The sequence below is a fragment of the Nonomuraea sp. NPDC003560 genome, assembly GCF_042878785.1.
In the GTDB taxonomy this organism is placed as follows: domain Bacteria; phylum Actinomycetota; class Actinomycetes; order Streptosporangiales; family Streptosporangiaceae; genus Nonomuraea.
On sequence record NZ_JBIAOF010000001.1, the window covers coordinates 384,774 to 410,726 of the forward strand.

Here is a 25,953-nt window from a genome sequence, read left to right on the forward strand (position 1 = left end):
GGGTGCGGGTCAGTCCTGGCGGCGGGCGCCGAACATGATCTCGTCCCACGTCGGCACGGAGGCTCGGCGGCCACGCGAGTTCTTGCGCGCCTGACGCGCGGCCGGAGCGGGCGGCGGAGAGGGCACCGGGACGTCGTCCTTGCCGGGGCCCTTGGCGTCGTCCTTGCCGGGACGCGCGGCCGGGACCGGCGGGGTGCCCTTGGGCGCGCCGGGGCCCGGCTTGGGCCTGGGCGCGGGCGCCTTCTTCTCGGCCACCTCGACCTTCTCCTCGACCTTCTCCGCCACCTCCTCGGACGCTTCCGGCACGGCCGTGTCCTGGGCGGGCACGTCCTCGGCGGGCACGTCCTGGGCGGCGGGCTCCGGTGCCGTCGCCGGGCGCTCCTGCTCGGCGTCCGGGGACTTCGCGGCAGCCGGCTCCGGAGCGGTCGAGGACTCTTGGTCGGTCTCGGCGGCCGGCACGTCCTGCGGGGTGGCGGCTGAGGGCTCGTCGGCCGGTGCGTCCTGGGCGGCAGATGTCTCGGCGGCGGGTGCGTCGGGCGTCGCCGTCTCGGTCGGAGCCGGCTCGGCCTCGGTTGTGGCGTCCGACTCGGCGGTCGTTGCGGGTTCCGGGGCGTCCTCGGCGGCTGCCGGTGCGCTCTCGGTGGTCGGCGTGGGTGTGGTGGCCTGCGCCTGCGGTGCGGTTGCCGCGTCCTCCGGCTGGGAGGCTGCGGTCGTCGCGTCCTCCGGCTCGGTGGATTCGGGCGTCTTGGGCGCGGGCTCCGCGGCGGCCGGCGCGCTTGACGTCACGTCCGAGGCGGTCGCCTCGGTGGGGGCGGGCGTGGAGTCGGTGGTGGCGACCGTGGGCGTTTCGGTGGGTGCGGCGGAGGAAGCCTCCGCAGCGTCCGGGACGTCCGTCGCACCGGCCGCAGAGGCGTCTGACGAGGGCGCGGTGGAGTCGCTTGCCTCGGGCGTGGTGACCTGGGCGTCGCCGGTGTCGGAGGTGGTGGCGGCGTCTTCGGGCGCGGGAGAACCGGTGGTGTCTGTCTCGGCCGTGGCGGAGACGGACGTGGTGTCGGCCGCCGGCGTCGCGGAGTGCTGAGCATCCACGGCCGAGCCCGTCGGCTGGGCCTCCGTGGTGGCCGCGGCCTCCTGCTGCACGTCGGCCGTGGCGGAGGGCTCCGGCTGGACGGGCGCCGCGGCGGCGGGCATCGAGGTGGCGGGCTGGGCCGGGACGGAAGCGTCGGGCTGGGCCGTGCGCTCCCCGGCGGCCGTCGGCGAGGACGGCGGCGTCACCGGCCCTTCATGACCGGCCGACGTCGGCAGGACCTCAGGAGCCGCCGACGTGGCGGTGCCCTCGCGAGCGGACACCGCCGCCTGCCGACCAAGAGCCTCCGAAGCGGCAGGCGACTGAGCGCCGGCCTCCGGAGCGGCAGCCGACTGAGCGCCGGCCTCCGGAGCGGCAGGCGGCTGCGCACCCGGCGACGGACTGACCGACGCTTCCCCATCCAGCGACGGGCCGGCCGACGGCTGTGTGCCAGGTGCAGGGGTCGAAGGCGGCTGCGTACCGAAGTCCGGGGTGGCAGGCGGCTGCGTCCGGTAGTCCGAGGCCGCAGGTGGCTGCGGGCGGAGGTCCGGGGCGGTGGGTGGCTGGGTGGATGTCGTGGGTTCGGTGGGTGACGGGTGGGAGGTGAGCGGGCGGGAGGGCGGCGGGGTGGCGGGCGCGTAGATGGAGTCGTCGCGTTCGCCCGAACGGCCCGAGCCGAAGTCCGGCAGCCACGGTGACGTGCCGCCGCGGCGGGAGGAGGCGTCCGGAGAGCGGCCGAAGCCGGTCTCGCGGCCCGCGGTCTCCCCACGCTGGCCCTCAGCGCGCTCCCCACGCTCCCCGCGCTGCCCCTCGGCACGGGACGGGTCCGGGTGGAAGCCCTCGCCCCGGAAGGGGGCGCGGCTGGTCTCGGGCAGGGACGACGAGCCGTCCGACGCGCTCTCCCGCCCCGGGGACGGCCGCTCGAACGGCACGTCACGCCCGGAGACGTCGCGTCCCGCGAGGTCACGCCCCGGCAGGTCGGGGCCGCGGCCGTAGCCGCCGGTGTCGGCGGGCCTGGGCGGCGGGGTGTAGCCGACGGCCGGTTCCTCCGGCTCGCGGCGCACGACCGAGGGGAACGGCAGCGGGTCGGAGGCGAGCGGCGGCACCGGCTGCAGCTTGGCCACCCGCGGCGCGAACGGCGTGACCGTGGTGTCCTCCACCACGGCGGGCTCGGGATCGAAGTCGGCCGACGACAGGCGCATGGCCTCGTCGTCGTGCGGGGAGACGTGGCGCTTGCGCGGGTCGAAGAGCCATTCGGCGTGGCGCGTGTGACCGTTCCAGACGTAGCCGAGCTTGACCCGCCACAGGCCGTCGTCGCGCTTGGCGGAGTCCCAGTCGATCTCGTCGGTGGGCACGCCGCGCCTGGTCAGCCGCTCGGCCACCAGCTCGCCGAGGGTGGGACCGGGCGCGGTCTCCCCGGGCATGCGGACGGCGACGCGCTGCGCCTGCTGGGCGACGTACTCCCGCTCCTGCAGCACCGGGCCCTCGAACCAGCGGACTCGTTCGACCGGGATCCCGGCGGTCGCGGCGATCTCTTCCGCTGTCTCTCCGGCGCGGATGCGTGCCTGGATCTCCTTGGGGCGCAACGGGCTCTCCACTTCGATCTCGTACTGGCCGAGACGGGAGAAGTTGCCGCGGACGGCAGCACGGAGCCGGTCGTCCACGGGAAGGGTGAAGCGCGTACCTCGCCCGGCAGTAGCCAGCACGAGATAGGTGCCGTCCTCACTCACCGCGACGAGTCGGAGCTCCTGCATGCGAGTCCCTTCGTCAGCGTCGCCATTCTTCCCCCGGACCCTTGAGTCTCTCGCGTGTGCCGGTTGCCTGCCAGCACCGTACCCGGCATGTCCGAACATCGCCTTCCTGGGAAGCCCCGGGGGCGATGTGACGCCGGTCACATTTGTGGATTCCATTTCCTCTAACGCCCGCCGCTGTGCATGAGGAGGTTAGAGCTCCTCGACGGATTCTGGCGAATCGCGGCGCGTGCTGTTGTGCACTTCAGCGAACTCGCGACAAGGGAGGGGGCGGCGTCGGGACGGCGTTCGAGAAGACGCGTCGCGGCGGCGGCGAGGTACGGGGCGCCCGCCGAGAACGCCTGCCCGCCGGAGGAAACCTGGCACCAGCCCGAGTCGGCCGCGCCCACGACGAACACCCCCGAGCGCACCAGCGACCGTACGGCCGCGCCGAGCGCGGGCGAGTCGGCCCCGTCGGCGGCGAGCGTGACGACGGACGGGCCGCGCGCGTGCCGCCGGATCCAGTCGAGCCCGGCCAGCACGTCGGCCAGCGAGCCCGACCCCGCGCAGCCGAGCACCCGCACCGAGGCGATCCTGGCCTCCGGCGCCCGCGAGGCGACGGCCCTGGCCACGCGCGTGCCGTGCCCGCCGCAGTCGCGCCCGGTGCCGCCGGTGGCGTCGAAGGCGCGCCAGGCCCGGTCGCCGAACTCGGCCCGGGTGACGTCGACGCCGGTGTCCAGGACGAAGACGGTCGTGCCCGCGCCCGAATCGGCGCCCGTGGTGGCGTCCGTGTCGGGGGCGGGGGCGGGGGCGTCGCCGGGCATGGCGTGGATCTCGCGGTCGGGCTCGACGGCGAGGACCCGGCGATCGGATCTGAGCTCGGCCAGCTCGCCGACGGTGAGGAAGGTGGCGAAACCCGGCAGAGCCTCGGTGTAGTAACGCCGTACCCGCCATCTCACCTCCGCGACGAGGTCCCGGGCGTCCGCGCGGCTGCGGGCCGTGACGATGTAGGGCCGGGTGGGCTCGGAGGCCGAGGGGCGCAGGGCGAGTCCGGAGGCGGGCGTCATGGCGAGCGGGACAGCGGTCGTCGCGGCCGTCGCCACGGCCGCGGCGAGGTAGACGGAGGGTAGGCCGAATCGTCGGGGCACGAGTTACGAGGATGCCTGTCGCGCAGGTCACAGGAACAACGGGACACGCGCTCGCGTCTATTCACGAGGAAGCTCTTTACCGTACGCATGACCAGAGGGGACTGATCCGGGGGATGACCGGCGAGCAGCGGAAGTTCGAGCTGAGCGTGCCACAGATCCTCGGGAGCGCCCTCGCCGCCGTCACCGCCGCGGTGGCCGCCTCCTACCTCGGGGTGGCGGGCACCGTGATCGGCGCCGCCGTGGTCAGCATCGCGAGCACGGTGGCCAGTGCCGTCTATACGCACTATCTCAAGCGCACCGGCGACCGGGTCAAGCAGCACACGCTGTCCGCGTGGCGCGAGGAGCAGGAGGAGGGGCAGGGCCTGCTCGCCGCCGCCGCGAACGCCACCCCGGCCGCGGGCGAGGAGACCGCCGCGCACGCCACCCGGGCCGCAGGGGAAGGGACTGCCGCGCCCGCCGCCGGGGCCGCAGGGGAGCAGACCGCCGCGCACGCCGTCCGGGGAGGCGGCGGCCAGGGGCATGACACGCTGGTCATGCCGGTCGTCGAGCCCGCCGGGCGCGGCGGGCTGCCGTGGCTGAAGATGGCGGTCGCGGCCGCGCTGGTGTTCGCGGTCAGCATGGGCGGCATCCTCGCCTTCCAGGCCCTCGACCACCGGACGCTGCACGAGCGGGTCACCGGCGGGCAGACGTCGGTGAAGGAGCAGCAGCGCGCCCCCGTCAAGGATCAGGGGCACGACCGCCAGGACCGCGACGACCGGCCGATCGGTCCGACGCAGTCGCCGACCCCGACCCCGACCCCCACCCCGACGCCCACGGACACGCCGCGCACTCCGCCGCCCTCCGGGACCGGCGAGCCGAGTCCGAGCGGCACGCCGGCGCCCACGCCCACGGACACGGTCGAGCCCGTCCCCGAGACGCCCGGGCCCGGCGAGGAGGAGCAGGAGCGTCCCGACCCCGGCGAGCAGCAGTCCAGCGCGCCCCCGGCCACGACGCAGCCGGACGAGCCGCCGGCGCAGCAGGAGGGGCGCTAGCCGAGCACCACGTCGAGGTAGTCGTTGGTGAACACCCGGCGCGGGTCCAGCCGGTCGCGCAGCGCGACGAAGTCGTCGAAGCGGGGGTAGACCTTGCGCAGGTACGCGGCGTCCCGGGTGTGCATCTTGCCCCAGTGCGGCCGGCCGTCCAGCCGGTTCATGATCTCCTCCACGCCCTCGAAGTAGGCGGGGTTGGGCGTGGGCCGGTAGATGTGACAGGCGACGTAGGCCGAGTCGCGGCCGTACGCGGTGGACAGCCAGGCGTCGCTGGGCGGCGTGACGCGCACCTCGACGGGGAAGGTGACCTTCCAGTCCATCCGGTCGATCAGGTCGCGGGTCTCGCGCAGCGCCTGGGCCAGGTGCTCGCGCGGCACGGCGTACTCCATCTCCAGGAACCGCACGTCCCGGCGGGCGGTGAACACCTTGTACGAGGTGTCCACCGCCTCCGAGTCGCCGAGGGCCGCCGCGCTGATCGCGTTGATCCGCGGGATCAGCGCCGGACGCCGCCCGCCGACGGCGCAGGCGGCGCCGAAGACGGTGTTCTCCAGGAACACGTTGTCCAGCCAGTGCTTGAACGGGCTCGGCGGCCTGGCCGGGCCCGCGTCCCTGTTGTTGGTCTTGACCAGGCAGGCGTCGGTGTGCGGCAGCCAGAAGAAGTCGAGGTGCTCGTTGGCCGAGGTCAGCGAGTCGAGCGAGGCGAGGATGTCGGTGAGCGTCATCCTGCGACGCCGGTTGCGCAGCAGGAACGCGGGCTCCACCCGGAACGTCACGGCCGTCAGCACGCCCAGCGCCCCGAGACCGACCCGGGCCGCGTCGAACAGGTCCTCGCCGGGCACGGCCGTGGCGACCGAGCCGTCGGCGAGCACTAGCTCCAGCTCGGTGACCTGGTCGGCCAGGCCGCCGCTGTCGCGCCCGGTGCCGTGGGTGCCGGTCTGGATCGCCCCGGCGACGGTCTGCTCGGTGATGTCGCCCATGTTGGCCAGGGCCAGCCCGCGCTGGTCGAGCAGCTCGTTCAGCACCTTGAGCGGCGTGCCGGCCAGCACCGTGACGCGGTCCTCGCCGGCGGACCTGATGCCGCTCAGCCCCTCGGGGCGGAGCATGATCCCGTCGGTGAGGGCCACCCCGGTGAAGGAGTGGCCCGTGCCGACCATGCGCAGGCGGCGCCCGGCGGCCGAGGCGTCCCGCACGGCCTGGACGACGTCCGCCACGCTCGCGGGGGTGCGCACCTCGGCAGGGGCGCCCGTCTGATTCCCGGCCCAGTTAGTGAAGACCATGAGGCGCCCCTCCGAGCGTCGTTCCGATTAAACGTGAACGATACTCACTTATCCCAGCCTTCGGGAACCGGGAAAACCTGACCGGGCTGCAGGTTCTGCTGCTTGATCACGTCGGAGACCGTGACCAGCTGGTACCCCTTGGCCTGCAGCGACTTGACGATCGAGGGCATGGCGTCCACGGTCTGCTTGACCCAGTCGTGCATGAGGATGATGCCGTCGCGCTCGGCCACCTCAAGGGTCTTCTTCTTGATGGCCTCGACGTTCTTGGTGTCCCAGTCGTGCGAGCCGGCCGTCCACAGGATCATGGGCATGCCGAACTCGGTCGCGACGTCCGACACCTGGATGTCGGCCAGCCCGTACGGCGGGCGCAGCAGCTTGGGCTCGACGCCCGCCGCCTTCTTGACCGCGTCCTGGGTCTTCTTGATCTCGCTCCTGATGACCCCGGCGTCGATCTTGGTGAAGTCGGGGTGCTTGTAGCTGTGGTTGCCCACCTCGTGGCCCTCGGTGACCATGCGCTTGACGAAGGCCGGGCGGCTGTTCACGTACTGGCCCTCCAGGAAGAACGTCGCCTTGGCGCCGTACTTCTTGAGGGTGTCCAGCAGGGTGCCCGCGTACTGGCCGGGCCCGTCGTCGAAGGTCAGCGCGATGCACTTGACCTGCTCGCAATCGACCTCGGCCTTCTTCGGCGTCTGGGCGAACGCGGGCGCGGGAGCCAGGGTGACGCAAACTGCCGCGATAGCTAGAAGTGAAGTGATTTGTCGGGACATAGCAAAGCTTCCGGTGTGATGGGTGTTGCGAGGGATAACTCCCGACCGTAGCGGATCAGCTCTTCAGGGGTGAAGGCGCTTCCGGAAGTCTCAGCAAACCCGAACCTCCGACGCCCACGATCGCCGCCAGGAGCGCCGCGCACACCGCGAAGCCGAACGCGCTGGACGCGCCGAAGGCGTCGGTGAGCTGCCCGCCCGCCCACGCGCCGATCGCCACGCCGAACCCGATCGAGGTGGAGATCCAGGCCATGCCCTCGGTGAGCAGGGACGGCGGGACCAGCCGCTCGGTGAGCGAGAACCCGGTGATGAGCGTCGGCGAGATGGCCAGACCGGCCACGAACGCCACGGCGGCCATGACCCACGGGTCGTCCACGAGCAGGATCGGCAGCAGGCCCACCACGAACACGCCCAGCGCGCGGATGAACCGGGCGCGCAGCGAGATCCGCCACTCCCGCGAGCCGAACCACAGCCCCGACACCATCGACCCGCCCGCGAACGCCGCCAGCAGGAATCCCGAGGCGCCCTTCACGCCGTGCTCCTCGGCGAAGGCGACCATGATCAGGTCCACCGAGCCGAACACCGCGCCGAGCCCGAGGTAGACGCACGCCAGCAGGGCGATGCCGGGGATCAGGATGGGGGTGCCGCCGGCCGTCCTGACCGGTTGCACGGGCGGCTGCGTACGCCGCTGCGCCGCCAGGGCCAGGCAGCCGCCGAGCATGCACACCAGCGCCACCAGCAGCCCCGCGTACGGGTTGATCGCGGTGGCCAGCACCGTGACGAGCGCGGGCCCGGTGACGAAGACGACCTCGTCGGCCACGGACTCGAAGGCGAAGGCGGTGTGCAGCGTCCCGGTGCCGCCGTGGATCGTGGACCAGCGGGCCCGCACCATCGACCCGATGGACAGGGAGGACGCGCCGATCAGCAGGCCGGAGACGTACAGCGTCCACTCGGGCAGGCCGAGCGCGGCGCTGAGCATCAGCGCGGCCATCGCCAGCGCGTTGACCACCGAGAAGGGGGCGATCACCCGGTTCTGGCCGAACCTGTCCACCAGCCGCCCCGACAGCGGCGCCGCGATCGCGAAGGCCACGTTGGTGGTGGCGCCGACCGCGCCGGCGGTGGCGAAGGACCCGGTGACGGTGGAGATCAGCAGCACGACGCCGATGCCGAGCATGGACATCGGCATCCGGCCGACGAACCCGGCCAGCACGAATCCTTTGACTCCGGGCCCGTTGAACAATCCCCGGTAAGGCCCGACCACGCTGTTTCCCCCTTACTTGGCGCCCCCACGATGGCGCACCGTCTGTCCGGATGGCAAGTGATATTTCCGGTGAGTGGGTTAACGTGTGGCTGATGTCCGGTCTTCCCTCTCTCCGCGCGGTCCTGCTCATGGTCCTCGGCGTGCTCGTGGTCACCGCCGTGGCCGGGGGAGTCGTCGTGCTCATGGGCGATGACCTGGTCAGAACGGCCCAGGAGCCGGTGCGCAGGCCGATCACCCGCGCGGTTCCGGAGGCCGCTCCCCGCCTCGACCAGCTCGTACCCACGACGGCGCCGGTCAAGGATTTCGGCCAGGGCGGGCCGGGCGTCACCGTGACGCCGCCGCGCGTGCTGGCGATCGCGCCCGCCACGGTCTCCCGGCGGACGAGGCTCGCTCTGGGGGCGCTCAAGCACGTGCAGAAGGCCGCCGTCGTGGACGCCGGCGCGGTCAAGGTCGCCGGCACGTCGCTCAACCTGCTGGCCGTCGACCCGGCCGACTTCCGCTCCTGGACGCCCCAGCCCGTCGCCGACCAGCCCGCCGTCTGGAGCGCGCTGGCCAGGGGCGAGCTGGTCGCCGAGGCCGGCACGACGCGCAGGTACGGCATGATCCTCGGCGCGATGTACCAGGTGGACGGCGGCCCGAGACTCCGGGTCGCGGCCTCGGCCACGCTCGGGCTCTCCGGCGTGGACGGCCTGGTCAGCCTGGAGGTGGGCCGGTCGCTCGGCTTCGCGAAGGGCGTCGCGGTGCTGCTGCACGGCAAGCCGGGCACGATCGCCGAGGCCGGCGTGCGGCGGCTGCTCGGCAAGGGCGCGCAGGTCGTCGTGCTCGACGCGGCCAGCCGCACCCAGCGGCAACAGCAGCAGCAACCGCAGCGGCAACAGCAGCAGCCGGTCACCGTCGGCCGCCCGAACAGCTACCTCGACCTCTACAAGGCCGCCGCCACCCGCTGCCCCGGCCTGTCCTGGACGGTGCTGGCGGCCATCGGCCAGGTCGAGAGCAGCCACGGCCGCAACAACGGCCCCTCCAGCGCGGGCGCCCTGGGGCCGATGCAGTTCATGCCCGCCACCTGGAAGCACTACGGCGTGGACGGCGACGGCGACGGCAAGGCCGACATCTGGAGCCCCTACGACGCGGTGCCCGGCGCCGCCAACTACCTGTGCGCCAACGGCGCGGGCAAGGGCGGCGCGAAGCTGCGCAAGTCGATCTGGTTCTACAACCACTCGTGGGACTACGTGGACAAGGTCATGGGCATCGCCGAGGCGTACGCCCGCACCTACGCCTGAGGCCGCCCGCCGGGCCGGACCGGACGCGGGCAGCAGGTGAGCGGGCACGCGACGGGCTCCGGCTCGTCCATCAGCTCTCTGACCATGCGCACGAACGCCGGATGGGTGCCGGCCGTCGCCGCGCGCTCCATCGGCAGGCCCAGCTCGGCGGCCACCTGCCGGGCCTCGGTGTCGAGGTCGTAGACGACCTCCATGTGGTCGGAGACGAACCCGATCGGCACCAGCACGACCGAGCCGGCGTCCGTCTTGCGCAGGAAGTCGCACACGTCGGGCTCCAGCCACGGCACCTGCGGGGGGCCGCTGCGCGACTGCCACACCAGGTGCCAGGGCTCGTCGCGGCCCAGCGCCTGGTTGACCAGCTCGGCGCTGCGGCGGAGCTGGGACTCGTACAGGCCGCCCGAGGGGCCGGCGGTCTCGGCCATCGACACCGGGATGCTGTGGGCGGTGAACACCAGCCGGGCGTCCTGGCGGCCCAGCCGCTCCAGCGCCTGGCGCGTGTGGTCGGCCATCGCCGCGACGAACCCCGGATGGTCGCCGAAGTGCCGCATCTTGATCAGCTCGGGGCCGCCCTCGACGGAGATCCTGGCGATGTCCTCGTAGTACTGGCGGCAGCTCGAATATCCGGCGAACGCCGAGGTGGCGAAGACGGCGGCCCGGCGCACGCCGTCGGCCGCCATCCGCCGCACGGTGTCCTCGCCGAAGGGGTGCCAGTTGCGGTTGCCCCAGTAGACCGGCACGCCGGCGACCGGGCCCAGCGCCTCGACCAGCTCGCGGTTCTGCTGGTTGATCGGGCTGACGCCGCCGAAGCCCTGGTAGTGCTCGGCCACCGCGAGCAGCCGCTCGCGCGGCACGCCGCGCCCCCGCACGACGTTCTCCAGGAACGGCAGCACGTCGTCGGGGCCCTCGGGTCCGCCGAACGACAGGACGAGCAGAGCGTCGTAATCAGCCACGTGTCAAGCCTAGTCAGGAGAGCGGGCGGTCCGGCCCGAGGGAGGGGGAGGAGGCGCGGAGCGCGGTGTCGCCCGCGGAGCGCCGGTGACCAGGTAGGTTCGATCGAGTGAGCGCATTCGATGACATTCGTGACTATGTGGCCATTCCCCGGGTCCTCTCCCTGAAGCTCTCGCCTGACGGCTCCCGTCTGATCTCGGCCGTGCAGGCCCTCAATCCGGACGGCAAGTCGTACGGCAGCGCGCTCTGGGCGATCCCCCTCGACGGTGAGCCGTACCGTCTGACCCGTTCCGCCAAGGGCGAGACGGCCGCCGTCTTCACCGACGCCGGGGACGTGCTGTTCACCTCCGCGCGCCCCGACACCACCGTCAAGGACGCGACCGACGAGGTGCCCGCGCTGTGGCTGCTGCCGCGCGCCGGCGGCGAGGCCCGCCAGATCGCCACCCGCCCCGGCGGCATCGGCGCCGCGCGCACGGCGGGCGACGTGGTGGTGTTCGCCTCCGACGTGCTCGACGGCGACGAGTCGACCGAGGAGGAGCGGCGCAAGGCCCGCAAGGACGCCGGGACCAGCGCGATCCTGCACGAGGGCTACCCGGTCCGCTACTGGGACCACGACCTCGGCCCGGCCCGCACCCGGCTGTTCACCGGCCGGCTCGGCGCCGACCGCCTGGAGGACGTGCGCGAGCTGACCCCCGACGCGGGCGAGGCGCTGCGCGAGGCCGCCTTCGAGCTCACCCCTGACGGCTCCACCGTGATCGTCACCTGGCGCAGGTACCTGTCCGGCGGCGACAGCCGTACGGACCTGGTCGCCATCGACGTGGCCACCGGCGAGCGGCGCACCCTGCTCACCGACGAGGCGCACGACTTCGGCGGCCCGATCGCCGTCTCGCCCGACGGCACGCGGGTGGCCTGCGCGCGCGAGCGCATCACGAGCACGGACGTCTCCGTCCGCGTGGAGCTGTGGATCGCCGACCTGGCCACCGGCGAGGGCCGGGCCTACGCCCCCGACCTGTTCCCGACGGACCTCGCCTGGGCCCCCGACTCCTCGGCCCTCTACCTCGTCGCCGACCACCAGGGCCGCCGCCCGGTCTTCCGCGTCCCGCTGGACGGCGAGCACACCAGGCTCACCGGCGACGACGCCGCCTACCTCGGGGTCAACGCCAGCGCCGACGGCGCGTACGTCTACGCCCTGCGCAGCAACATCGCCCTCGCCCCCGCCCCCGCCAGGATCGACGCGGCCACCGGCGAGATCGCCGACCTGCCCTCGCCGGCCCCGCGCCCCGAGGTGCCGGGCACGCTGACCGAGATCTCGGCCACCGCCGACGACGGCGCGACCGTGCGCGGCTGGCTCGTGCTGCCCGAGGGCGCCTCGGCCGACAACCCGGCGCCGTTCCTGCTGTGGATCCACGGCGGACCGGTCGCGTCCTGGAACGACTGGCAGTGGCGCTGGCAGTCGTGGATCATGGCGCAGCGCGGGTACGCCGTCCTCATGCCCGACCCCTGCCTGTCCACCGGCTACGGCCAGGAGATGATCGACCGCGGCTGGGGCGCCTGGGGCCCGCGCACCCAGGCCGACCTCGACGCCATCGTGGACGTCGCCCTGGCCAGGGACGACATCGACGACGAGCGCGTGGCGGCGATGGGCGGCTCGTTCGGCGGCTACATGGCCAACTGGCTGGCCGGGCACACCGACCGCTACCAGGCCATCGTCACCCACGCCGCGCTGTGGAACCTCGACCAGTTCGCCGGCACCACCGACTCCTCGCTGTACTGGCAGCGCGAGTTCGGCGAGCCCGGCTCGGAGCGCTACGACCAGCTCTCGCCGCACCTCGGGCTCGGCAAGATCACCACCCCGATGCTCGTCATCCACGGTGACAAGGACTACCGGGTGCCGATCGGCGAGTCCCTGCGCCTGTGGTGGGACCTGCAGCGCACCGACGTCGAGTCGAAGTTCCTGTACTTCCCCGACGAGAACCACTGGATCCTCAAGCCGGGCAACATCGTCGCCTGGTACGAGACCGTGCTCGCCTTCCTCGCCCAGCACGTGCTCGGCGAGGAGTGGAAGCGCCCGGACTCGGTGGCCTGATGACCGACTTCCTGCGGCTGGCCGAGGACGTCGCCCGCGAGGCCGGGGACATGCTCCTGGCCAAGCGGCCCACGATGTCGGAGGACGTCGAGACCAAGTCCAGCCCCACGGACGTCGTCACCATCCTGGACAAGGCGTCGGAGGAGCTGATCCGCGAGCGGGTCCTGGCGGTCCGTCCGGGCGACCGGTTCCTGGGCGAGGAGGGCGGCGAGGCGCCGGGCGCGTCCGACGTGCGGTGGATCGTCGATCCCGTCGACGGCACCGTCAACTTCCTGTACGGCCTGCCCGACTGGGCGGTGTCCATCGCCGTCGAGGTGGCCGGGCGAATCGTGGCGGGGGTCGTCAACGTGCCGGCGCGGGGCGAGGTGTTCACCGCCGCGCTCGGCGAGGGAGCCTGGCTGGGCGGCGCGCGGCTGCGCTGCAACAGCGGGGTGCCGCTGGCCCGGGCGCTGGTCGCGACCGGGTTCGGCTACTCGGCGCCGCGCCGCGAGGTGCAGGGACGGGTCGTGGCGGCGGTGCTGCCGCGGGTGCGCGACATCCGGCGCGGCGGCTCGTGCGCCATCGACCTGTGCTCGGTGGCGGCGGGCCGGGTGGACGCGTACTACGAGCGCGGCACCAACGCGTGGGACCACGCCGCGGCCGGGCTGGTGGCGACCGAGGCGGGCGCCCGGCTCGGCGGCCTGCACGGCCGGCCGGTCGGCCCGGAGTTCGCGCTGTGCGCGGCTCCCGGCCTGTTCGAGGAGCTGCACGACCTGCTCGTGCCGCTGGACCCCGAACGCGACTCCTGACCGGGCCGCGGGCATGACAGGACGGCCGGGGCCCGGCGGGCCCCGGCCGTCGCACGCGTATGTCTAGCGCGGCAGTGGGACGCCGTGATCGTCGGCCAGGCGGCGCAGGTCCTCGATCTCGGCGGTGAGGGTGTCGGCGAGGTAGTCGTCGCCGGTGCTGCGGGCCTCGGAGAGGCTCTTGTAAGCCTGGTCGAGGCGGCGTTCGATCGTGGTGGTGAACTCGCCCATCTCACCTACTCTCTCAGGGGTTCGATCCGTGCGGGGCGAAGGGAACCATTGCCACTGGATGTCCGGGCAATGGGTGTCCCGACGGCATACCCCGGGTTATCGCCCTCTGAAACATGAATTTGTGCGGCCCCTGCCCGGCACACCCCTGGACATGCCTTACCGTGCGCTTATCGAGCCTGTAGGCAGAATGAGACACCGGAACCGGAAAGAGGGTGTACCAGGCGTGCGAGTGCTGGTTGTCGAGGATGAGCGGGTGCTCGCCGACGCGATCGCGACCGGGCTGCGGCGTGAGGCCATGGCCGTCGACGTCGCCTACGACGGCGGCGGCGCCCTTGAGCGCACCTCCTACATCGACTACGACGTGATCGTGCTCGACCGCGACCTGCCGGTCGTGCACGGCGACGAGGTGTGCCGCCGGCTGGTCGAGCAGCGCTCGGCCTCGCGGATCCTCATGCTGACCGCCTCCGGCGACGTGGACGACAAGGTGGAGGGGCTCGGCCTCGGGGCCGACGACTACCTGGCCAAGCCGTTCGTGTTCATCGAGCTGGTGGCCCGGGTGCGCGCGCTCGGCCGGCGTTCGGCGCCCGCCCTGCCGCCCGTGCTGGAGCGGGCCGGGATCCGCCTCGACCCGGGCAAGCGGCTGGTCGAGCGCGACGGCAAGGAGATCGTGCTCACCAAGAAGGAGTTCGCGGTCCTGGAGGAGCTGATGCGCGCCGAGGGCGCGGTGGTCAGCCAGGAGGACCTGCTGGACAAGGCGTGGGACGAGAACATCGACCCGTTCACGAACGTCGTCCGGGTGACCATGATGACGCTGCGGAAGAAGCTGGGCGAGCCTCAGGTGATCGAGACCGTGCCCGGGGTTGGGTACAAGTTGTGAGCGAACGGCCAGAGCGCGGGGCGGGGCCGACGCATCCGATGATCAGCCCCCATTCGGCCAGGAAGGCGACGCGCGTGCAGGAGGCGCCACCCCCGAGCGGGCCGCCGGCCTGGGACGGCCCGCCCCCGCCCGGCTCCGAGACGCCCGCCCGCAGCACCCTGGAACGGGTCAGGGGGCTGCCGGCCAAGGTGAGCATCCGGTGGCGGCTCACGCTCACCTACAGCGCTCTGGTGTTCGCCGCCGCGGCCGTGCTGCTCTTCGTCGTCTACTCGATCGTCGGCAAATCGATCGAGAACGCCTGGCCCGACCTGATCACCGACGACCTCGACCCGCTCGACGCCGCCATCATGCAGAACCGGTGGACCCTGGCCAAGGGGCGGGCCGTCAGCAGCGCGCGCGACGCGCTGTTCACCAGCTCCTTCATGGCGCTGGCCGGGGTCGGCATCCTCGCGCTCATCATCGGCTACTTCGTGGCCGACCGGGCGCTGCGGCCGGTCACCCAGATGACCAGCGCGGCCCGCAAGCTGTCGGAGAGCACGCTCGCCCACCAGCGCATCGCCCTGCGCGGCCCCAACGACGAGCTGAAGGAGCTGGCCGACACCTTCGACGCCATGCTCACCCGGCTCAACGTCGCCTTCGACACCCAGCGCAGATTCGTGGCCAACGCCTCCCACGAATTGCGCACGCCGTTGACGATTAACCGGACCGTCCTGGAGATCGCGTTGTCGGATCCGGAGGCGTCCGAGGACCTCAAAGCGCTCGGGCGCACGCTGCTGGAAGTCAACGCGCGTAACGAGAAGCTCATCGAGGGACTGCTGTTGCTCGCCAGGAGCGAACGAGAACTCGCGGTGCGCAAACCGCTCGACGTTCAGGAAGTCGCGCAGACGGCGGTGGAACAGCTCGCGCCCTTCGCCGCCGAACACGGCGTGACCGTTGTGGCCGAACTGGTCAGCGCGCCTACCGTGGGCGACCCGGTGCTTCTGGAGCGGTCGGTCAGCAACCTGCTGGAGAACGCCGTGAAGTACAACCTTCCTGAAAACGGAAAAGTCTGGATCCGGACGGGAATGGCAGACGGGGGGCTGGTTGTTCAGGTGGCCAACACGGGGCAGCACGTCCCGGCGTACGAGGTGAACAGCCTGTTCGAGCCGTTCAGGAGGCTCCACGCCGACCGCGTGGAATCGGCCAAGGGATCGGGTCTGGGGCTGTCCATCGTCCGTGCGGTGGTGCAGGCACACGGTGGAAACGTGACCGCGGTGCCGCGTGATGGCGGAGGACTTGTGGTGACGATTCGGCTTCCGACGCGTTGACCGAGCGTCCTTGAGTGGTCCATGGGGCGCCGACGGGTGACGTTCAGGGGTGTTCGTCCGCGTGTTGATGTAGTGGGGGCGTCTCGTTCTCGCCGTACATGTGGTTGGATGTGCCGTCGAACACGGTCGTGCATGACGCCAAGGCTGTGGGTTTCGCCATATTTGGCTAACCATTGCCGTCGGCAGCAGGCCCTGTCGTGTTGGGAGGTTCGTTGTCCGTTCGCGCGGGGTACCGATGGAAAATCTCCCCGACGGAACGGGCACAAGATGGGCCTCCCGGACGTTAGAAGACGCGCGATGAGCGCGAAGACATATAGATGAGGGGGATGGAGTAAGCACAATGGCTACCGACTACGACAGCCCGCGAAAGACAGACGACGACCTGGGGGAGGACAGCCTCCAAGAACTCCAGGCACGGCGTACCGACAAGTCGTCCGGCAGCATCGACATCGACGAGACCGACCTCGCCGAGTCGCTGGAGCTGCCCGGCGCGGATCTGTCGAACGAAGAGCTCTCCCTGCGGGTGATTCCCCGTCAGGCCGACGAGTTCACCTGCTCGCGCTGCTTCCTGGTGCACCACCGCAGCCAGCTGGCCTCCGAGAAGAACGGCCAGCAGATCTGCCGGGAGTGCGCCGCCTGACCGCTGGAGCGAAGGAGCTCAGGGTGAGGGACCCAAGGCACGACCGAGCCCGCCTACCCTGAGCGGTCGCGACCAAGAGGACGGAGGCATCGCGTTGGCCGAGCCCGAGAAGGACAAGCAACAGACGGACGACGGGATCGCCGACCCCGACAAGGAGGTCGGCGAGCTCGTTGTGCGGCTCACCGCGCCCGGTGAGCTGGAGCCGGCCGAGCGGCGCAGACTGCTCGGCCGACTAGCCAGGTCCCTGGCCGCAGGGGCGAAGAAGGCCCGCGAGAGCGGCGCAGGCCGCGGCCGCTGGCTGGCCGACGTCTTCCTCAACATCGCGCCCCGCATCCCCATCCGCGACCTGTCGACGTTGTCCGAGCATCATCACGGCCTCACCGGCGAGGAGCTCGCCGACGACCTGGTGCGCACCGCCCAGAAGGCCACGATGACGGTCGGAGCCATCGGCGGAGCACTGGCGGCGGCCCAGTTCGCCGCACCACCCCTCCTGCTCTCCGCGCCCGCGCAGCTCGTCGCGGAGACCATCGTCGTCGCCGCGATCGAGGTCAAGCTCCTGGCCGAGCTGCACGAGGTCTACGGCGTCCGCGTCCAGGGCAACGGCACGCAGCGCGCCTTCGCCTTCGCCTCCGCCTGGGCCAAGCAGCGCGGGATCGACCCCCTCGCCCCCGCGTCCGTCTCGCTCGCGCTCGGCGCCGCGTCGAAGGCCGCTCTTCGCAACCGTCTCATGCGCACGCTCGGGCGCCATCTGACCACGTTCGGCCCCTTCCTCACCGGAGCCGTCGCCGGCGGCGCGCTCAACCGCGGCGCGACCGGCAAGCTCGGCAAGGCCATCCGCGCCGACCTTCGCCTCAAGGGCCCGTCGTTGCCGCCGCCCGACCCCCGTGACGAGCTGACGCCGTAGCCAGGCGGCCGTGAGGTCAGACGTCCCGGCTGTCCACCACGCGCTTGAGCTTGCCCACCGACCGCTCCAGCGTCTCGGGGCCCACCACCTCGACCTCGACGCTCACGCCGACGCCCGCCTTGACCGCGTGCCGCAGCGCGCGCCCGGCCTCCTCGCGGCCGGTCGCGCCCGGCCGCGCCTCGACCCTGACGGTGAGCACGTCGAGCCGGTCCGGCCGGGTCAGGTGCAGCTGGAAGTGCGGCGACAGGCCGGGCACGCGCAGCACGAGCTCCTCGATCTGGGTCGGGAACACGTTCACGCCGCGCAGGATGATCATGTCGTCGGTGCGGCCGGTGACCTTCTCCATGCGGCGGAAGGCGGGCCTGGCCGTGCCGGGCAGCAACCGGGTCAGGTCGCGGGTGCGGTAGCGGATGACCGGCATGGCCTCCTTGGTGAGGCTGGTGAACACCAGCTCGCCGCCGTCGGGGGCGGGCTCGCCGGTGAACGGGTCGACGGTCTCGGGATAGAAGTGGTCCTCCCAGACGTGCAGGCCGTCCTTGGTCTCGACGCACTCGTTGGCCACGCCGGGGCCCATGACCTCCGACAGCCCGTAGATGTCGACGGCGTGCAGGTCGAAGCGCTCCTCGATCTCGGCGCGCATGCGCTCGGTCCAGGGCTCGGCGCCGAAGATGCCGATCTCCAGCGAGCTCTCGCGCGGGTCGAGGCCCTGGGCGGCGAACTCGTCGAGCAGCGCCAGCAGGTACGACGGCGTGACCATGATGACCCTGGGCCGCAGGTCGGTGATGAGCTGGACCTGCCGGGCCGTCATGCCGCCGGAGACCGGCACCACCGTGCAGCCCAGCCGCTCGGCCCCGTAGTGGGCGCCGAGACCGCCGGTGAACAGCCCGTAGCCGTACGCCACGTGCACCACGTCGCCTGGACGCCCGCCGGACGCCCGGATCGACCGGGCCATCACCTGCGCCCAGACGTCGAGGTCGGCCTTGGTGTACCCGACGACCGTGGGCTTGCCCGTCGTGCCCGAGGAGGCGTGGACGCGCGCCACCCGCTCGCGCGGCACGGCGAACATGCCGAACGGGTACGACTCGCGCAGGTCCTCCTTGGTGGTGAACGGGAAGAGCGCGAGGTCGTCCAGGCTCCGGCAGTCGCCGGGACGGACGCCGTGCTCGTCGAACTTGCGCCGGTAGAGCGGCACGTTGTCGTAGGCGTGGGTCAGCGTCCAGCGCAGGCGCTGCAGTTGCAGGGCCATGAGCTCGTCCCTGGAGACGCGCTCGACCGGGTCGAGCTCCTCGGGGGACGGCGGCGGGAAGGGCCTCATCTCAGCTCCCTGCTGCGCCCGCGGAACTCCGCGACCACCCGGCCGCCGGACCCGCGCACGGTGATGTCGTAGATGCCGCTGCGGCCGTAGGTGGTGCGCTCGGCCGCCTCGGCCACCAGCACGTCGCCCTCGTGGGCGGGGGCGACGAAGGTGATCTCGGCCCCGGCCGCCACGGTCACCGGGCCCCGGGTGTTGCACGCGCAGGCGAAGGCGGTGTCGGCCAGGAGGAAGACGTAGCCGCCGTGGCAGATGGCGTGTCCGTTGATCATCTGGCCGGTCACGGCCATCCGGCACACCGCGCGCCCCTCGGCCAGCTCCACCAGCTCGATGCCCAGGGCGGCGGAGGCGGTGTCGGCGTCCAGCATGCGACGCGCGCTCTCCAACTGGTCTCCCTTGCTTACTGACCGAATGTTCGGTAAACACTTCCCCGTCCTGCCGAGCACTGTCAAGGGAGGGCCGGCGCAGCGCAGCTGCAAGGGCCGTCTGTGGGGTATGTCCTGGTTCGTCAGCGGGTCGGCCTCAGCGCGTGAGGAGAGACGATGATCAAGCCGTTCGCCTCGTCGGCGGATCTCGGTGAGAAGCGGCAGTCCCTTGAGGTGCTGGCGGAAGGCGTCTACGCGCTCACCGCCGAGGGCGACCCCAACGTGGGCGCGATCGAGGGCGAGGACTTCCTGGTCTGCTTCGAGGCCCTGGCCACGCCCACGGCCGCCGGCGACTGGCTGGCCAGGCTGCGCGAGCACACCGGCAAACCGGTCAGGTACCTCGTGCTCTCGCACTACCACGCGGTCCGCGTGCTGGGCGCCTCGGCGTTCGGCGCGGACGTCGTCGTGGCCCACGACAAGACCCGCGAGCTGATCGCCGAGCGCGGCGAGCAGGACTGGGCCAGCGAGTACGCCCGCATGCCCCGCCTGTTCAAGGATCCCGGCTCGATCCCCGGCCTGACCTGGCCCACCGTCACCTTCAGCGACACCTTCACCATCGACCTCGGCGGCGGCAGGGGCGACCTGGTGCTGGCCCACTGCGGACGCGGCCACACCGAGGGCGACCTGGTGGCCTGGCTGCCCGACCGGCGCATCCTGTTCGCCGGCGACCTGGTCGAGTCGCAGGCCGCGCTCTACACCGGCGACGCCTTCCACCGCGAATGGGCCTCCGGCACGCTCGACCGCGTCGCCTCGTTCGGGGCCGAGACGCTGGTCGGCGGCAGGGGAGCGGTGGCCCACGGCAAGGCCGAGGTCGAGGCGGCCATCGCCCAGAGCCGCGACTTCCTCACCGTGATGCTGCGCGAGGTCGGCGCGGCGAGCGGGCTGAAGGAGGCGTTCGAGCGCACCCACCGGGCCCTGCGGCCGCGCTACGGCGGCTGGCCCATCTTCGAGCACTGCCTGCCCTTCAACGTCTCCCGCCTCTGGGACGAGCTCCACGGCGTCGAACGGCCGCGCGTCTGGACCGCCGAGCGCGACCGCGAAGTGTGGGACGAGCTCCAGTCATGAGGCCCGCGGAGTCCGTGCCGCAGGTCATCGTCGTCGGCGCGGGCCCGGTCGGCCAGACCGCCGCGTTGCTGCTGGCCCGCTGGGGCATCCGGGTGCTGGTGCTGGACCGGCGGCAGGCCCGCGACGGCGGCGGCTCGAAGTCGATCTGCCAGCAGCGCGACGTGCTCGACATCTGGGCCGCGGCGGGCGCGGGCCGGGTGGCGGAGGAGGGGCTGGCCTGGACCACCGCCCGCACGTACTACCGCGACCGCGAGCTGTTCTCGTGGTCCTTCGACGGCCAGGGCCCGCTGCCGCCGTGCGTGAACATCTCCCAGGCCCGCACCGAGCAGCTGCTCGACGAGGTCATCGCCGACCAGCCGCTCATCGAGGTGCGCTGGGGCCACGAGGTCACCGGGCTGGTCCAGGACCCGGCGGGGGTGGAGGTCCAGTGCGGGCAGCGGCTGCTGCGCGCCCCCTACGTGCTGGTCTGCGCGGGCGCGCGGGCCCAGCAGGTACGCCGGTCGCTCGGCGTCTCCTTCGACGGCGAGGCGTTCGACGACCAGTTCCTGATCTGCGACATCCGGGCGGATCTGCCCGGCTGGGAGAACGAGCGGCGTTTCTACTTCGACCCTGTGTGGAACCCGGGCCGGCAGGTCCTCATCCATCCCTGCCCCAACGGGACGTACCGGATCGATTGGCAGATCGCGCCGGACTTCATCCCAACAAGAGACGATATTTCGCAGAAAATCCAGCAAATCATCGGGGATCGGCCGTACGAGCTGATCTGGCACAGCACGTACCGGTTCCACTCGCGCATCGCCTCGCGGATGCGGGTCGGACGGGTGCTGCTGGCGGGCGACTGCGCCCATCTGGTGGCGCCCTTCGGGGCCCGGGGGCTCAACTCCGGCGTGCCCGACGCCGAGAACGCGGCCTGGAAGCTGGCCTTCGCGCTCAACGGCTGGGCCGGGCCCGAGCTGCTGGAGTCGTACCATGCCGAGCGGCACGCGGCGGCGCGGGAGAACCTGGAGGTGACCGCCGCCACCATGCGCTTCCTCGCGCCGCGGACGGACCGGGACCGGGCCAGGCGGCGGGAGGTGCTGGAGGCCGGCCTGGTCGCCGAGGTGGACTCCGGGCGCTTCGCCGAGCCCTACTGGTACGTGGACTCGCCGCTCACCACGCCGGAGCCGGGCCGGCCGTTCGGGGGGCGTCCGCCGAAGGGCGCGCTGTGCGATCCGGCCCCCGGAGTGATCCTGCCGGACGTGCCGCTGGCGAAGGGCAGACTGCGTGAGTTCTGCCGGGACGGTTTCCTCATTCTGTTGGGTGATATGTGCGATTCGAGTTTGTTTGTGCAGGTCCTGGGCAAGGTCATTACGGCACCGCTCGCCGTCCGCGAGCTCACGGAGATGGATGCGACCGGCTCGCTCGCCGAAAGACTCGGTGCGCGGCCGGATGAAGCATGGGTGATCAGGCCAGATGCCCACATCGCCGCGATCATTCCCCGCGGGGGGCCGGACGAGGTCGCGGCCGCCGTGAGCCGCGCCTGCGGCTCTCCTCGACCTGAGCCCTAGGAGGACTGCGTGACCGGCCGTAGCTCGTTTCTGATCGTCGCGAACCGCTTGCCGGTCGATCGCACGATCGAGCCAGACGGAACGGCCTCGTGGCGCAGGAGCCCGGGGGGGCTCGTGACGGCCATAGCGCCCGTGATGAAGCGCCGCCACGGCGCCTGGGCCGGTTGGCACGGCGCGCCGGACGAGAAGCTCGAACCGTTCGAGCAGGACGGCATGAGCCTCATCCCCATCCCGCTGTCGGCCCGCGAGGTCGAGCTCTACTACGAGGGTTTCTCCAACGCCACGCTGTGGCCGCTCTACCACGACGTGGTGGCGCCGCCGGTGTTCGAGCGGGAGATGTGGGAGACCTACCGTTCGGTCAACGAGCGCTTCGCCGCGGCCGCCGCCGAGGCCGCCGAGGAGGGGGCCGTCGTCTGGGTGCAGGACTACCAGCTCCAGCTCGTGCCCGCGATGCTCCGGCGGCTGCGGCCCGACCTGCGGATCGGCTTCTTCCTGCACATCCCGTTCCCGCCCGTCGAGCTGTTCTGGCGGCTGCCCTGGCGCAAGGAGCTGGTCGAGGGGCTGCTCGGCGCCGACCTGGTCGGCTTCCAGCTGCCCGGCGGCGCCTCGAACTTCCGCAGGCTGTGCCGGCGGCTGCTCGGGCTGCCGTACAAGGGGAACGAGATCTTCCTGGACGACCGGGTGGTGACCACGCAGGCGTTCCCGATCTCGGTGGACTTCGGGCAGCTCGACTCGCTGGTGCGCGAGCCGCACGTCGTGGCGCGGGCCAAGGAGATCAGGGGTGAGCTGGGCGATCCCGAGCACGTGCTGCTCGGCGTGGACCGGCTCGACTACACCAAGGGCATCGGCCAGCGTCTGGAGGCCTTCGGCGAGCTGCTCAAGGACGGCAGCCTGCGCCCCAACGAGGCGGTCTTCGTGCAGATCGCCACCCCGAGCCGCGAGCGCGTGGACGAGTACCGCAAGCTGCGCGACGACATCGAGCTGCAGGTGGGCCGGATCAACGGCGAGCACGCCCAGATCGGGGTGCAGCCGATCCAGTACTTCCACCAGTCCTACGGCCACGACGAGCTGGCCGCGCTCTACCTGGCGGCCGACGTCATGGTCGTCACGCCCCTGCGCGACGGGATGAACCTGGTGGCCAAGGAGTACATCTCCTGCCACCACGACCTGCACGGCGCGCTGGTGCTCAGCGAGTTCACCGGGGCGGCCGACGAGCTGCGGCAGGCGTACCTGGTGAACCCGTACGACATCGAGGACGTCAAGCGGCAGATGATCGCCGCCATGCGGGCCACGCCGCACGAGCTGGCCCGGCGGATGCGCACGATGCGCCGCCGGGTGGCCACCTACGACGTGGACCGCTGGGCGAGCGAGTTCCTCAGTGCCCTTGAGTCACCTGCTTCACAGACTTCCACGCGTCGTAGCGCTTCTTGGCGGTCCGGTTGACCACGATCTGCGCCACGGACATCCCGACGCCGGTGAGGATCGCGTAACCGATCGCCTCACCCATGCTCACCTCGGGCGAGTCGTCGTCGAGGGGCGGCTCCTTGCCGGTCGCCTTGACCCAGACGAACCCGAGAAGTTTCCTCATCCCCCAGGCGGTCGCCATGCCCACCAGACCACCGATGACGCGCCAGGCGATGTCGGGTTTGTCCTCCGCCATGCCAACTCCCTTCCCCTATGTAACGAACACTAGTCTCTAACGCTTGCCGGGCCCCCGAAGCCGTACCATAAGGAGGCATGACTCAACAGCGACTACGCCATGCATCCATGCCGGAAAAGCCGACCCTCGACGGCTTGGAGCAGGTATGGGTAGCTCGCTGGCAGGAGGAGGGCACCTACCGCTTCGACCGGACCAAGCCGCGCGAGCAGGTCTACTCCATCGACACGCCGCCGCCGACCGTGTCCGGCTCCCTCCACGTCGGTCATGTCTTCTCCTACACCCACAGCGACATCATGGCCCGCTACCAGCGGATGATCGGCAAGTCGGTGTTCTACCCCATCGGCTGGGACGACAACGGCCTGCCTACCGAACGGCGGGTGCAGAACGTCTACGGGGTGCGCTGCGATCCGTCGCTGCCGTACGATCCTGACTTCGTTCCACCGGACAAGCCGGGCAAACGTGAGATCTCGATTTCGCGGCGCAACTTCGTCGAGCTGTGTCACCAGCTCACCGCCATCGACGAGAAGGCGTTCGAGGAGGTCTGGCGCCGGGTCGGCCTGTCGGTCGACTGGGACCTGCTCTACACCACGATCAGCGACGAGTCGCAGGCGGTCTCCCAGCGGGCGTTCCTGCGCAACCTCGGCCGCGGCGAGGCCTACCTCGCCGAGGCGCCCACGCTGTGGGACGTCACCTACCGCACCGCGGTGGCCCAGGCCGAGCTGGAGGACCGCGAGTGGCCCGGCGCCTTCCACCGCATCTCCTTCTACGGCGAGCGCGGGCCGATCTGGATCGAGACGACCAGGCCCGAGCTGATCCCGGCCTGCGTCGCGCTGGTCGCCCACCCCGACGACGAGCGCTACAAGCCGCTGTTCGGCACGTCCGCGCTCACGCCGCTGTTCGGCGTCGAGGTGCCGATCCTGGCCCACCACCTGGCCGAGCCCGACAAGGGGTCCGGCATCGCGATGATCTGCACGTTCGGTGACGTCACCGACGTCACCTGGTGGCGTGAGCTGCACCTGCCCACCCGGCCGGTCATCGGCTGGGACGGCCGGCTGCTGCCCGAGCCGCCCGACGGCGTGGAGCCGGAGCCGTACAAGGAACTGGCCGGCAAGACCGTCCACAGCGCGCGCGAGCGCATCGTCGAGCTGCTGCGCGAGTCCGGCGACCTCGACGGCGACCCGCGTCCGGTGCAGCGCCCGGTGAAGTTCTACGAGCGCGGCGACAAGCCGCTGGAGATCGTCACCACCCGCCAGTGGTACATCCGCAACGGCGGGCGCGAGCAGGCGCTGCGCGCCCGGCTGCTGGAACGCGGCAGCGAGCTGGCCTGGCACCCGCCGCACATGCGGGTGCGCTACGACAACTGGGTCGAGGGCCTGACCAGCGACTGGCTGATCTCCCGCCAGCGCTTCTTCGGCGTGCCGTTCCCGGTGTGGTATCCGCTGGACGAGGCCGGCAACCCGGTCCACGACGCGCCGATCCTGCCGGCCGAGGAGTCGCTGCCGGTCGACCCGTCCTCCGACGTGCCGCCCGGCTACAGCGAGGAGCAGCGGGGCGTGCCCGGCGGGTTCATGGCCGACCCCGACGTCATGGACACCTGGGCGACCTCGTCCCTGACGCCGCAGATCGCCGGCCGCTGGGCGAGCGACGACGACCTCTACCGGCGCGTGTCCCCCTACGACCTGCGGCCGCAGGCGCACGAGATCATCCGCACCTGGCTGTTCTCCACGGTGGTCCGCTCCCACCTGGAGTTCGACGCGCTGCCGTGGACCGACGTGGCGATCTCCGGCTGGATCCTCGACCCCGACCGCAAGAAGATGTCCAAGTCCAAGGGCAATGTGGTCACCCCGCTCGACCTGCTGGAACAGCACGGCTCCGACGCCGTCCGCTACTGGGCCGCCAACGGCCGCTACGGCGTGGACACCACGTTCGACGTGGGCCAGCTCAAGATCGGGCGGCGGCTGGCGATCAAGATCCTCAACGCCTCGAAGTTCGTGCTCGGGCTGGCCGGCAGCGACGGCGAGGTCACCGAGCCGGTCGACCTGTCGATGCTCGCCGCCCTGTCCGACATGGCCCGCGAGGCCACGCAGGCGTTCGAGTCCTACGACCACACCCGCGCGCTGGAGGCCGTCGAGCGGTTCTTCTGGTCCTTCTGCGACGACTACCTGGAGCTGGTCAAGGCGCGGGCGTACGAGTCCGGGCCGGCCGCCGCCTCGGCGCACGCGGCGCTGCGGCAGGCGCTCGACGTGCTGCTGCGGCTGTTCGCGCCGGTGCTGCCGTTCGTGACCGAGGAGGTGTGGTCCTGGTGGCGCGAGGGCTCGGTCCACCGCGCCGCCTGGCCGGCTCCCGAGCGCGGCACGGGCGACCCGGCGGTGCTGACCGTGGCCTCGGAGGTGCTGCGGCGGATCCGCAAGGCCAAGTCGGAGGCCAAGTTGTCGATGCGGGCCGAGGTGTCCAGGCTGACCGTCACGGGGCCCGAGGCCGATCTCGTCCGGCAGGCCCAGGACGACCTGTGCGCGGCCGGAGTCGTCGAGGAGTTCGTCCTCGACGGCGGCGACGTGCTGACCGTCGAGGTGCACCTGGGCTGAGGACGGCCGTCCGGCACGGGCGGTGAGGGG

At 71.8% G+C, this 25,953-nt stretch carries 22 protein-coding genes; 12 read left to right on the forward strand and 10 right to left on the reverse strand.

The window, feature by feature from the left end; genetic code table 11:
* Positions 1-9: 9 nt before the first annotated feature.
* Together sepH and ACFYUV_RS01870 are read right to left on the reverse strand one after the other, a co-directional pair.
* Positions 10-2,817: a septation protein SepH gene (gene sepH / locus ACFYUV_RS01865; protein ID WP_387663915.1), complete on the reverse strand. Its 2,808-nt coding sequence runs from the start codon at positions 2,815-2,817 to the stop codon at positions 10-12.
* Positions 2,818-2,978: 161 nt separating this feature from the next.
* Positions 2,979-3,941, reverse strand: coding sequence for a S8 family serine peptidase (locus ACFYUV_RS01870; RefSeq protein ID WP_387663917.1), 963 nt, complete (start codon positions 3,939-3,941; stop codon positions 2,979-2,981).
* Positions 3,942-4,054: 113 nt separating this feature from the next.
* Here ACFYUV_RS01870 and ACFYUV_RS01875 point away from each other — a divergent pair, with 113 nt between their 5' ends.
* A complete protein-coding gene (locus tag ACFYUV_RS01875) occupies positions 4,055-4,972 on the forward strand; it encodes a hypothetical protein (RefSeq protein ID WP_387663919.1) in 918 nt (305 codons plus the stop codon).
* Here the strand turns inward: ACFYUV_RS01875 and ACFYUV_RS01880 are convergent.
* The 3 genes from ACFYUV_RS01880 to ACFYUV_RS01890 are packed head-to-tail and all read right to left on the reverse strand — an operon-like array spanning position 4,969 to position 8,220.
* Positions 4,969-6,246 (reverse strand): D-arabinono-1,4-lactone oxidase, encoded by a 1,278-nt coding sequence (locus ACFYUV_RS01880; protein ID WP_387663921.1) that lies wholly within the window; start codon positions 6,244-6,246, stop codon positions 4,969-4,971. The two genes, ACFYUV_RS01875 and ACFYUV_RS01880, sit on opposite strands and share 4 nt — an antisense overlap.
* Positions 6,247-6,290: 44 nt before the next feature.
* Positions 6,291-7,013: a polysaccharide deacetylase family protein gene (locus ACFYUV_RS01885; protein WP_387663923.1), complete on the reverse strand. Its 723-nt coding sequence runs from the start codon at positions 7,011-7,013 to the stop codon at positions 6,291-6,293.
* A gap of 55 nt (positions 7,014-7,068) precedes the next feature.
* Entirely contained in the window at positions 7,069-8,220 is a 1,152-nt protein-coding gene (locus tag ACFYUV_RS01890; RefSeq protein ID WP_387663925.1) for an MFS transporter, read from the reverse strand.
* Positions 8,221-8,363: 143 nt separating this feature from the next.
* Here ACFYUV_RS01890 and ACFYUV_RS01895 point away from each other — a divergent pair, with 143 nt between their 5' ends.
* Positions 8,364-9,551 (forward strand): lytic transglycosylase domain-containing protein, encoded by a 1,188-nt coding sequence (locus ACFYUV_RS01895; RefSeq protein ID WP_358284604.1) that lies wholly within the window; start codon positions 8,364-8,366, stop codon positions 9,549-9,551.
* Here ACFYUV_RS01895 and ACFYUV_RS01900 read toward each other — a convergent pair.
* Positions 9,542-10,501, reverse strand: coding sequence for a ferrochelatase (locus ACFYUV_RS01900; RefSeq protein WP_387663927.1), 960 nt, complete (start codon positions 10,499-10,501; stop codon positions 9,542-9,544). The genes ACFYUV_RS01895 and ACFYUV_RS01900 overlap by 10 nt on opposite strands.
* 107 nt (positions 10,502-10,608) lie before the next feature.
* Here ACFYUV_RS01900 and ACFYUV_RS01905 point away from each other — a divergent pair, with 107 nt between their 5' ends.
* Positions 10,609-12,585: a prolyl oligopeptidase family serine peptidase gene (locus ACFYUV_RS01905; protein WP_387663929.1), complete on the forward strand. Its 1,977-nt coding sequence runs from the start codon at positions 10,609-10,611 to the stop codon at positions 12,583-12,585.
* Positions 12,585-13,373, forward strand: a complete 789-nt coding sequence (locus ACFYUV_RS01910) for an inositol monophosphatase family protein (protein WP_387663931.1) — start codon at positions 12,585-12,587, stop codon at positions 13,371-13,373. The genes ACFYUV_RS01905 and ACFYUV_RS01910 overlap by 1 nt, the downstream gene beginning before the upstream one ends.
* Positions 13,374-13,436: 63 nt before the next feature.
* Here ACFYUV_RS01910 and ACFYUV_RS01915 read toward each other — a convergent pair whose 3' ends face one another.
* The gene (locus ACFYUV_RS01915) at positions 13,437-13,601 is read right to left on the reverse strand and encodes a hypothetical protein (protein WP_352324241.1); all 165 of its coding nucleotides are present in this window, start codon (positions 13,599-13,601) and stop codon (positions 13,437-13,439) included.
* Between the two features lie 223 nt (positions 13,602-13,824).
* On the opposite strand from ACFYUV_RS01915, the gene ACFYUV_RS01920 reads away from it, so the two are divergent.
* The 4 genes from ACFYUV_RS01920 (at position 13,825) to ACFYUV_RS01935 (ending at position 17,329) form a co-directional block, all read left to right on the forward strand.
* The gene (locus tag ACFYUV_RS01920; RefSeq protein WP_349451511.1) at positions 13,825-14,478 is read left to right on the forward strand and encodes a response regulator transcription factor; all 654 of its coding nucleotides are present in this window, start codon (positions 13,825-13,827) and stop codon (positions 14,476-14,478) included.
* 38 nt (positions 14,479-14,516) lie between these two features.
* Entirely contained in the window at positions 14,517-15,785 is a 1,269-nt protein-coding gene (locus ACFYUV_RS01925; RefSeq protein ID WP_387665276.1) for a sensor histidine kinase, read from the forward strand.
* A gap of 340 nt (positions 15,786-16,125) precedes the next feature.
* On the forward strand, positions 16,126-16,425 hold the full coding sequence (locus tag ACFYUV_RS01930) for a DUF4193 domain-containing protein (protein WP_352324238.1): 300 nt from the start codon (positions 16,126-16,128) through the stop codon (positions 16,423-16,425).
* A 94-nt stretch (positions 16,426-16,519) separates the two neighbouring features.
* A complete protein-coding gene (locus ACFYUV_RS01935) occupies positions 16,520-17,329 on the forward strand; it encodes a hypothetical protein (protein WP_358284617.1) in 810 nt (269 codons plus the stop codon).
* Positions 17,330-17,345: 16 nt separating this feature from the next.
* Here ACFYUV_RS01935 and paaK read toward each other — a convergent pair whose 3' ends face one another.
* Together paaK and paaI are read right to left on the reverse strand one after the other, a co-directional pair.
* Positions 17,346-18,644 (reverse strand): phenylacetate--CoA ligase PaaK, encoded by a 1,299-nt coding sequence (gene paaK / locus ACFYUV_RS01940; protein ID WP_387663934.1) that lies wholly within the window; start codon positions 18,642-18,644, stop codon positions 17,346-17,348.
* Entirely contained in the window at positions 18,641-19,009 is a 369-nt protein-coding gene (gene paaI, locus ACFYUV_RS01945; protein ID WP_387665278.1) for a hydroxyphenylacetyl-CoA thioesterase PaaI, read from the reverse strand. The genes paaK and paaI overlap by 4 nt, the downstream gene beginning before the upstream one ends.
* Before the next feature lie 174 nt (positions 19,010-19,183).
* On the opposite strand from paaI, the gene ACFYUV_RS01950 reads away from it, so the two are divergent.
* Genes ACFYUV_RS01950 through ACFYUV_RS01960 form a run of 3 tightly spaced genes read left to right on the forward strand, consistent with a single transcriptional unit; the run spans position 19,184 to position 23,121 of the window.
* Complete coding sequence (locus tag ACFYUV_RS01950) at positions 19,184-20,131, forward strand: MBL fold metallo-hydrolase (protein WP_387663936.1); 948 nt, start codon at positions 19,184-19,186, stop codon at positions 20,129-20,131.
* Positions 20,128-21,678, forward strand: coding sequence for an FAD-dependent monooxygenase (locus ACFYUV_RS01955; RefSeq protein WP_387663938.1), 1,551 nt, complete (start codon positions 20,128-20,130; stop codon positions 21,676-21,678). The genes ACFYUV_RS01950 and ACFYUV_RS01955 overlap by 4 nt, the downstream gene beginning before the upstream one ends.
* Positions 21,679-21,687: 9 nt before the next feature.
* The gene (locus ACFYUV_RS01960; RefSeq protein ID WP_364328663.1) at positions 21,688-23,121 is read left to right on the forward strand and encodes a trehalose-6-phosphate synthase; all 1,434 of its coding nucleotides are present in this window, start codon (positions 21,688-21,690) and stop codon (positions 23,119-23,121) included.
* Here the strand turns inward: ACFYUV_RS01960 and ACFYUV_RS01965 are convergent.
* The gene (locus tag ACFYUV_RS01965; protein WP_352324039.1) at positions 23,054-23,338 is read right to left on the reverse strand and encodes a DUF4235 domain-containing protein; all 285 of its coding nucleotides are present in this window, start codon (positions 23,336-23,338) and stop codon (positions 23,054-23,056) included. The two genes, ACFYUV_RS01960 and ACFYUV_RS01965, sit on opposite strands and share 68 nt — an antisense overlap.
* A gap of 107 nt (positions 23,339-23,445) precedes the next feature.
* On the opposite strand from ACFYUV_RS01965, the gene valS reads away from it, so the two are divergent.
* Positions 23,446-25,923: a valine--tRNA ligase gene (gene valS, locus ACFYUV_RS01970; RefSeq protein WP_387663941.1), complete on the forward strand. Its 2,478-nt coding sequence runs from the start codon at positions 23,446-23,448 to the stop codon at positions 25,921-25,923.
* The last annotated feature ends 30 nt before the right edge of the window (positions 25,924-25,953 follow it).

Bases quoted from the DNA above. Each gene is read 5' to 3' on its own strand.
- ACFYUV_RS01930 (WP_352324238.1), top strand. From the start codon at position 16,126: ATGGCTACCGACTACGACAGCCCGCGAAAGACAGACGACGACCTGGGG.
- valS (WP_387663941.1), top strand. From the start codon at position 23,446: ATGCCGGAAAAGCCGACCCTCGACGGCTTGGAGCAGGTATGGGTAGCT.
- ACFYUV_RS01955 (WP_387663938.1), top strand. From the start codon at position 20,128: ATGAGGCCCGCGGAGTCCGTGCCGCAGGTCATCGTCGTCGGCGCGGGC.
- ACFYUV_RS01910 (WP_387663931.1), top strand. From the start codon at position 12,585: ATGACCGACTTCCTGCGGCTGGCCGAGGACGTCGCCCGCGAGGCCGGG.
- sepH (WP_387663915.1), bottom strand. From the start codon at position 2,817: ATGCAGGAGCTCCGACTCGTCGCGGTGAGTGAGGACGGCACCTATCTC.
- ACFYUV_RS01875 (WP_387663919.1), top strand. From the start codon at position 4,055: ATGACCGGCGAGCAGCGGAAGTTCGAGCTGAGCGTGCCACAGATCCTC.
- ACFYUV_RS01915 (WP_352324241.1), bottom strand. From the start codon at position 13,601: ATGGGCGAGTTCACCACCACGATCGAACGCCGCCTCGACCAGGCTTAC.
- paaI (WP_387665278.1), bottom strand. From the start codon at position 19,009: ATGCTGGACGCCGACACCGCCTCCGCCGCCCTGGGCATCGAGCTGGTG.
- ACFYUV_RS01965 (WP_352324039.1), bottom strand. From the start codon at position 23,338: ATGGCGGAGGACAAACCCGACATCGCCTGGCGCGTCATCGGTGGTCTG.
- ACFYUV_RS01895 (WP_358284604.1), top strand. From the start codon at position 8,364: ATGTCCGGTCTTCCCTCTCTCCGCGCGGTCCTGCTCATGGTCCTCGGC.
- ACFYUV_RS01925 (WP_387665276.1), top strand. From the start codon at position 14,517: ATGATCAGCCCCCATTCGGCCAGGAAGGCGACGCGCGTGCAGGAGGCG.
- ACFYUV_RS01885 (WP_387663923.1), bottom strand. From the start codon at position 7,013: ATGTCCCGACAAATCACTTCACTTCTAGCTATCGCGGCAGTTTGCGTC.
- ACFYUV_RS01880 (WP_387663921.1), bottom strand. From the start codon at position 6,246: ATGGTCTTCACTAACTGGGCCGGGAATCAGACGGGCGCCCCTGCCGAG.
- paaK (WP_387663934.1), bottom strand. From the start codon at position 18,644: ATGAGGCCCTTCCCGCCGCCGTCCCCCGAGGAGCTCGACCCGGTCGAG.
- ACFYUV_RS01950 (WP_387663936.1), top strand. From the start codon at position 19,184: ATGATCAAGCCGTTCGCCTCGTCGGCGGATCTCGGTGAGAAGCGGCAG.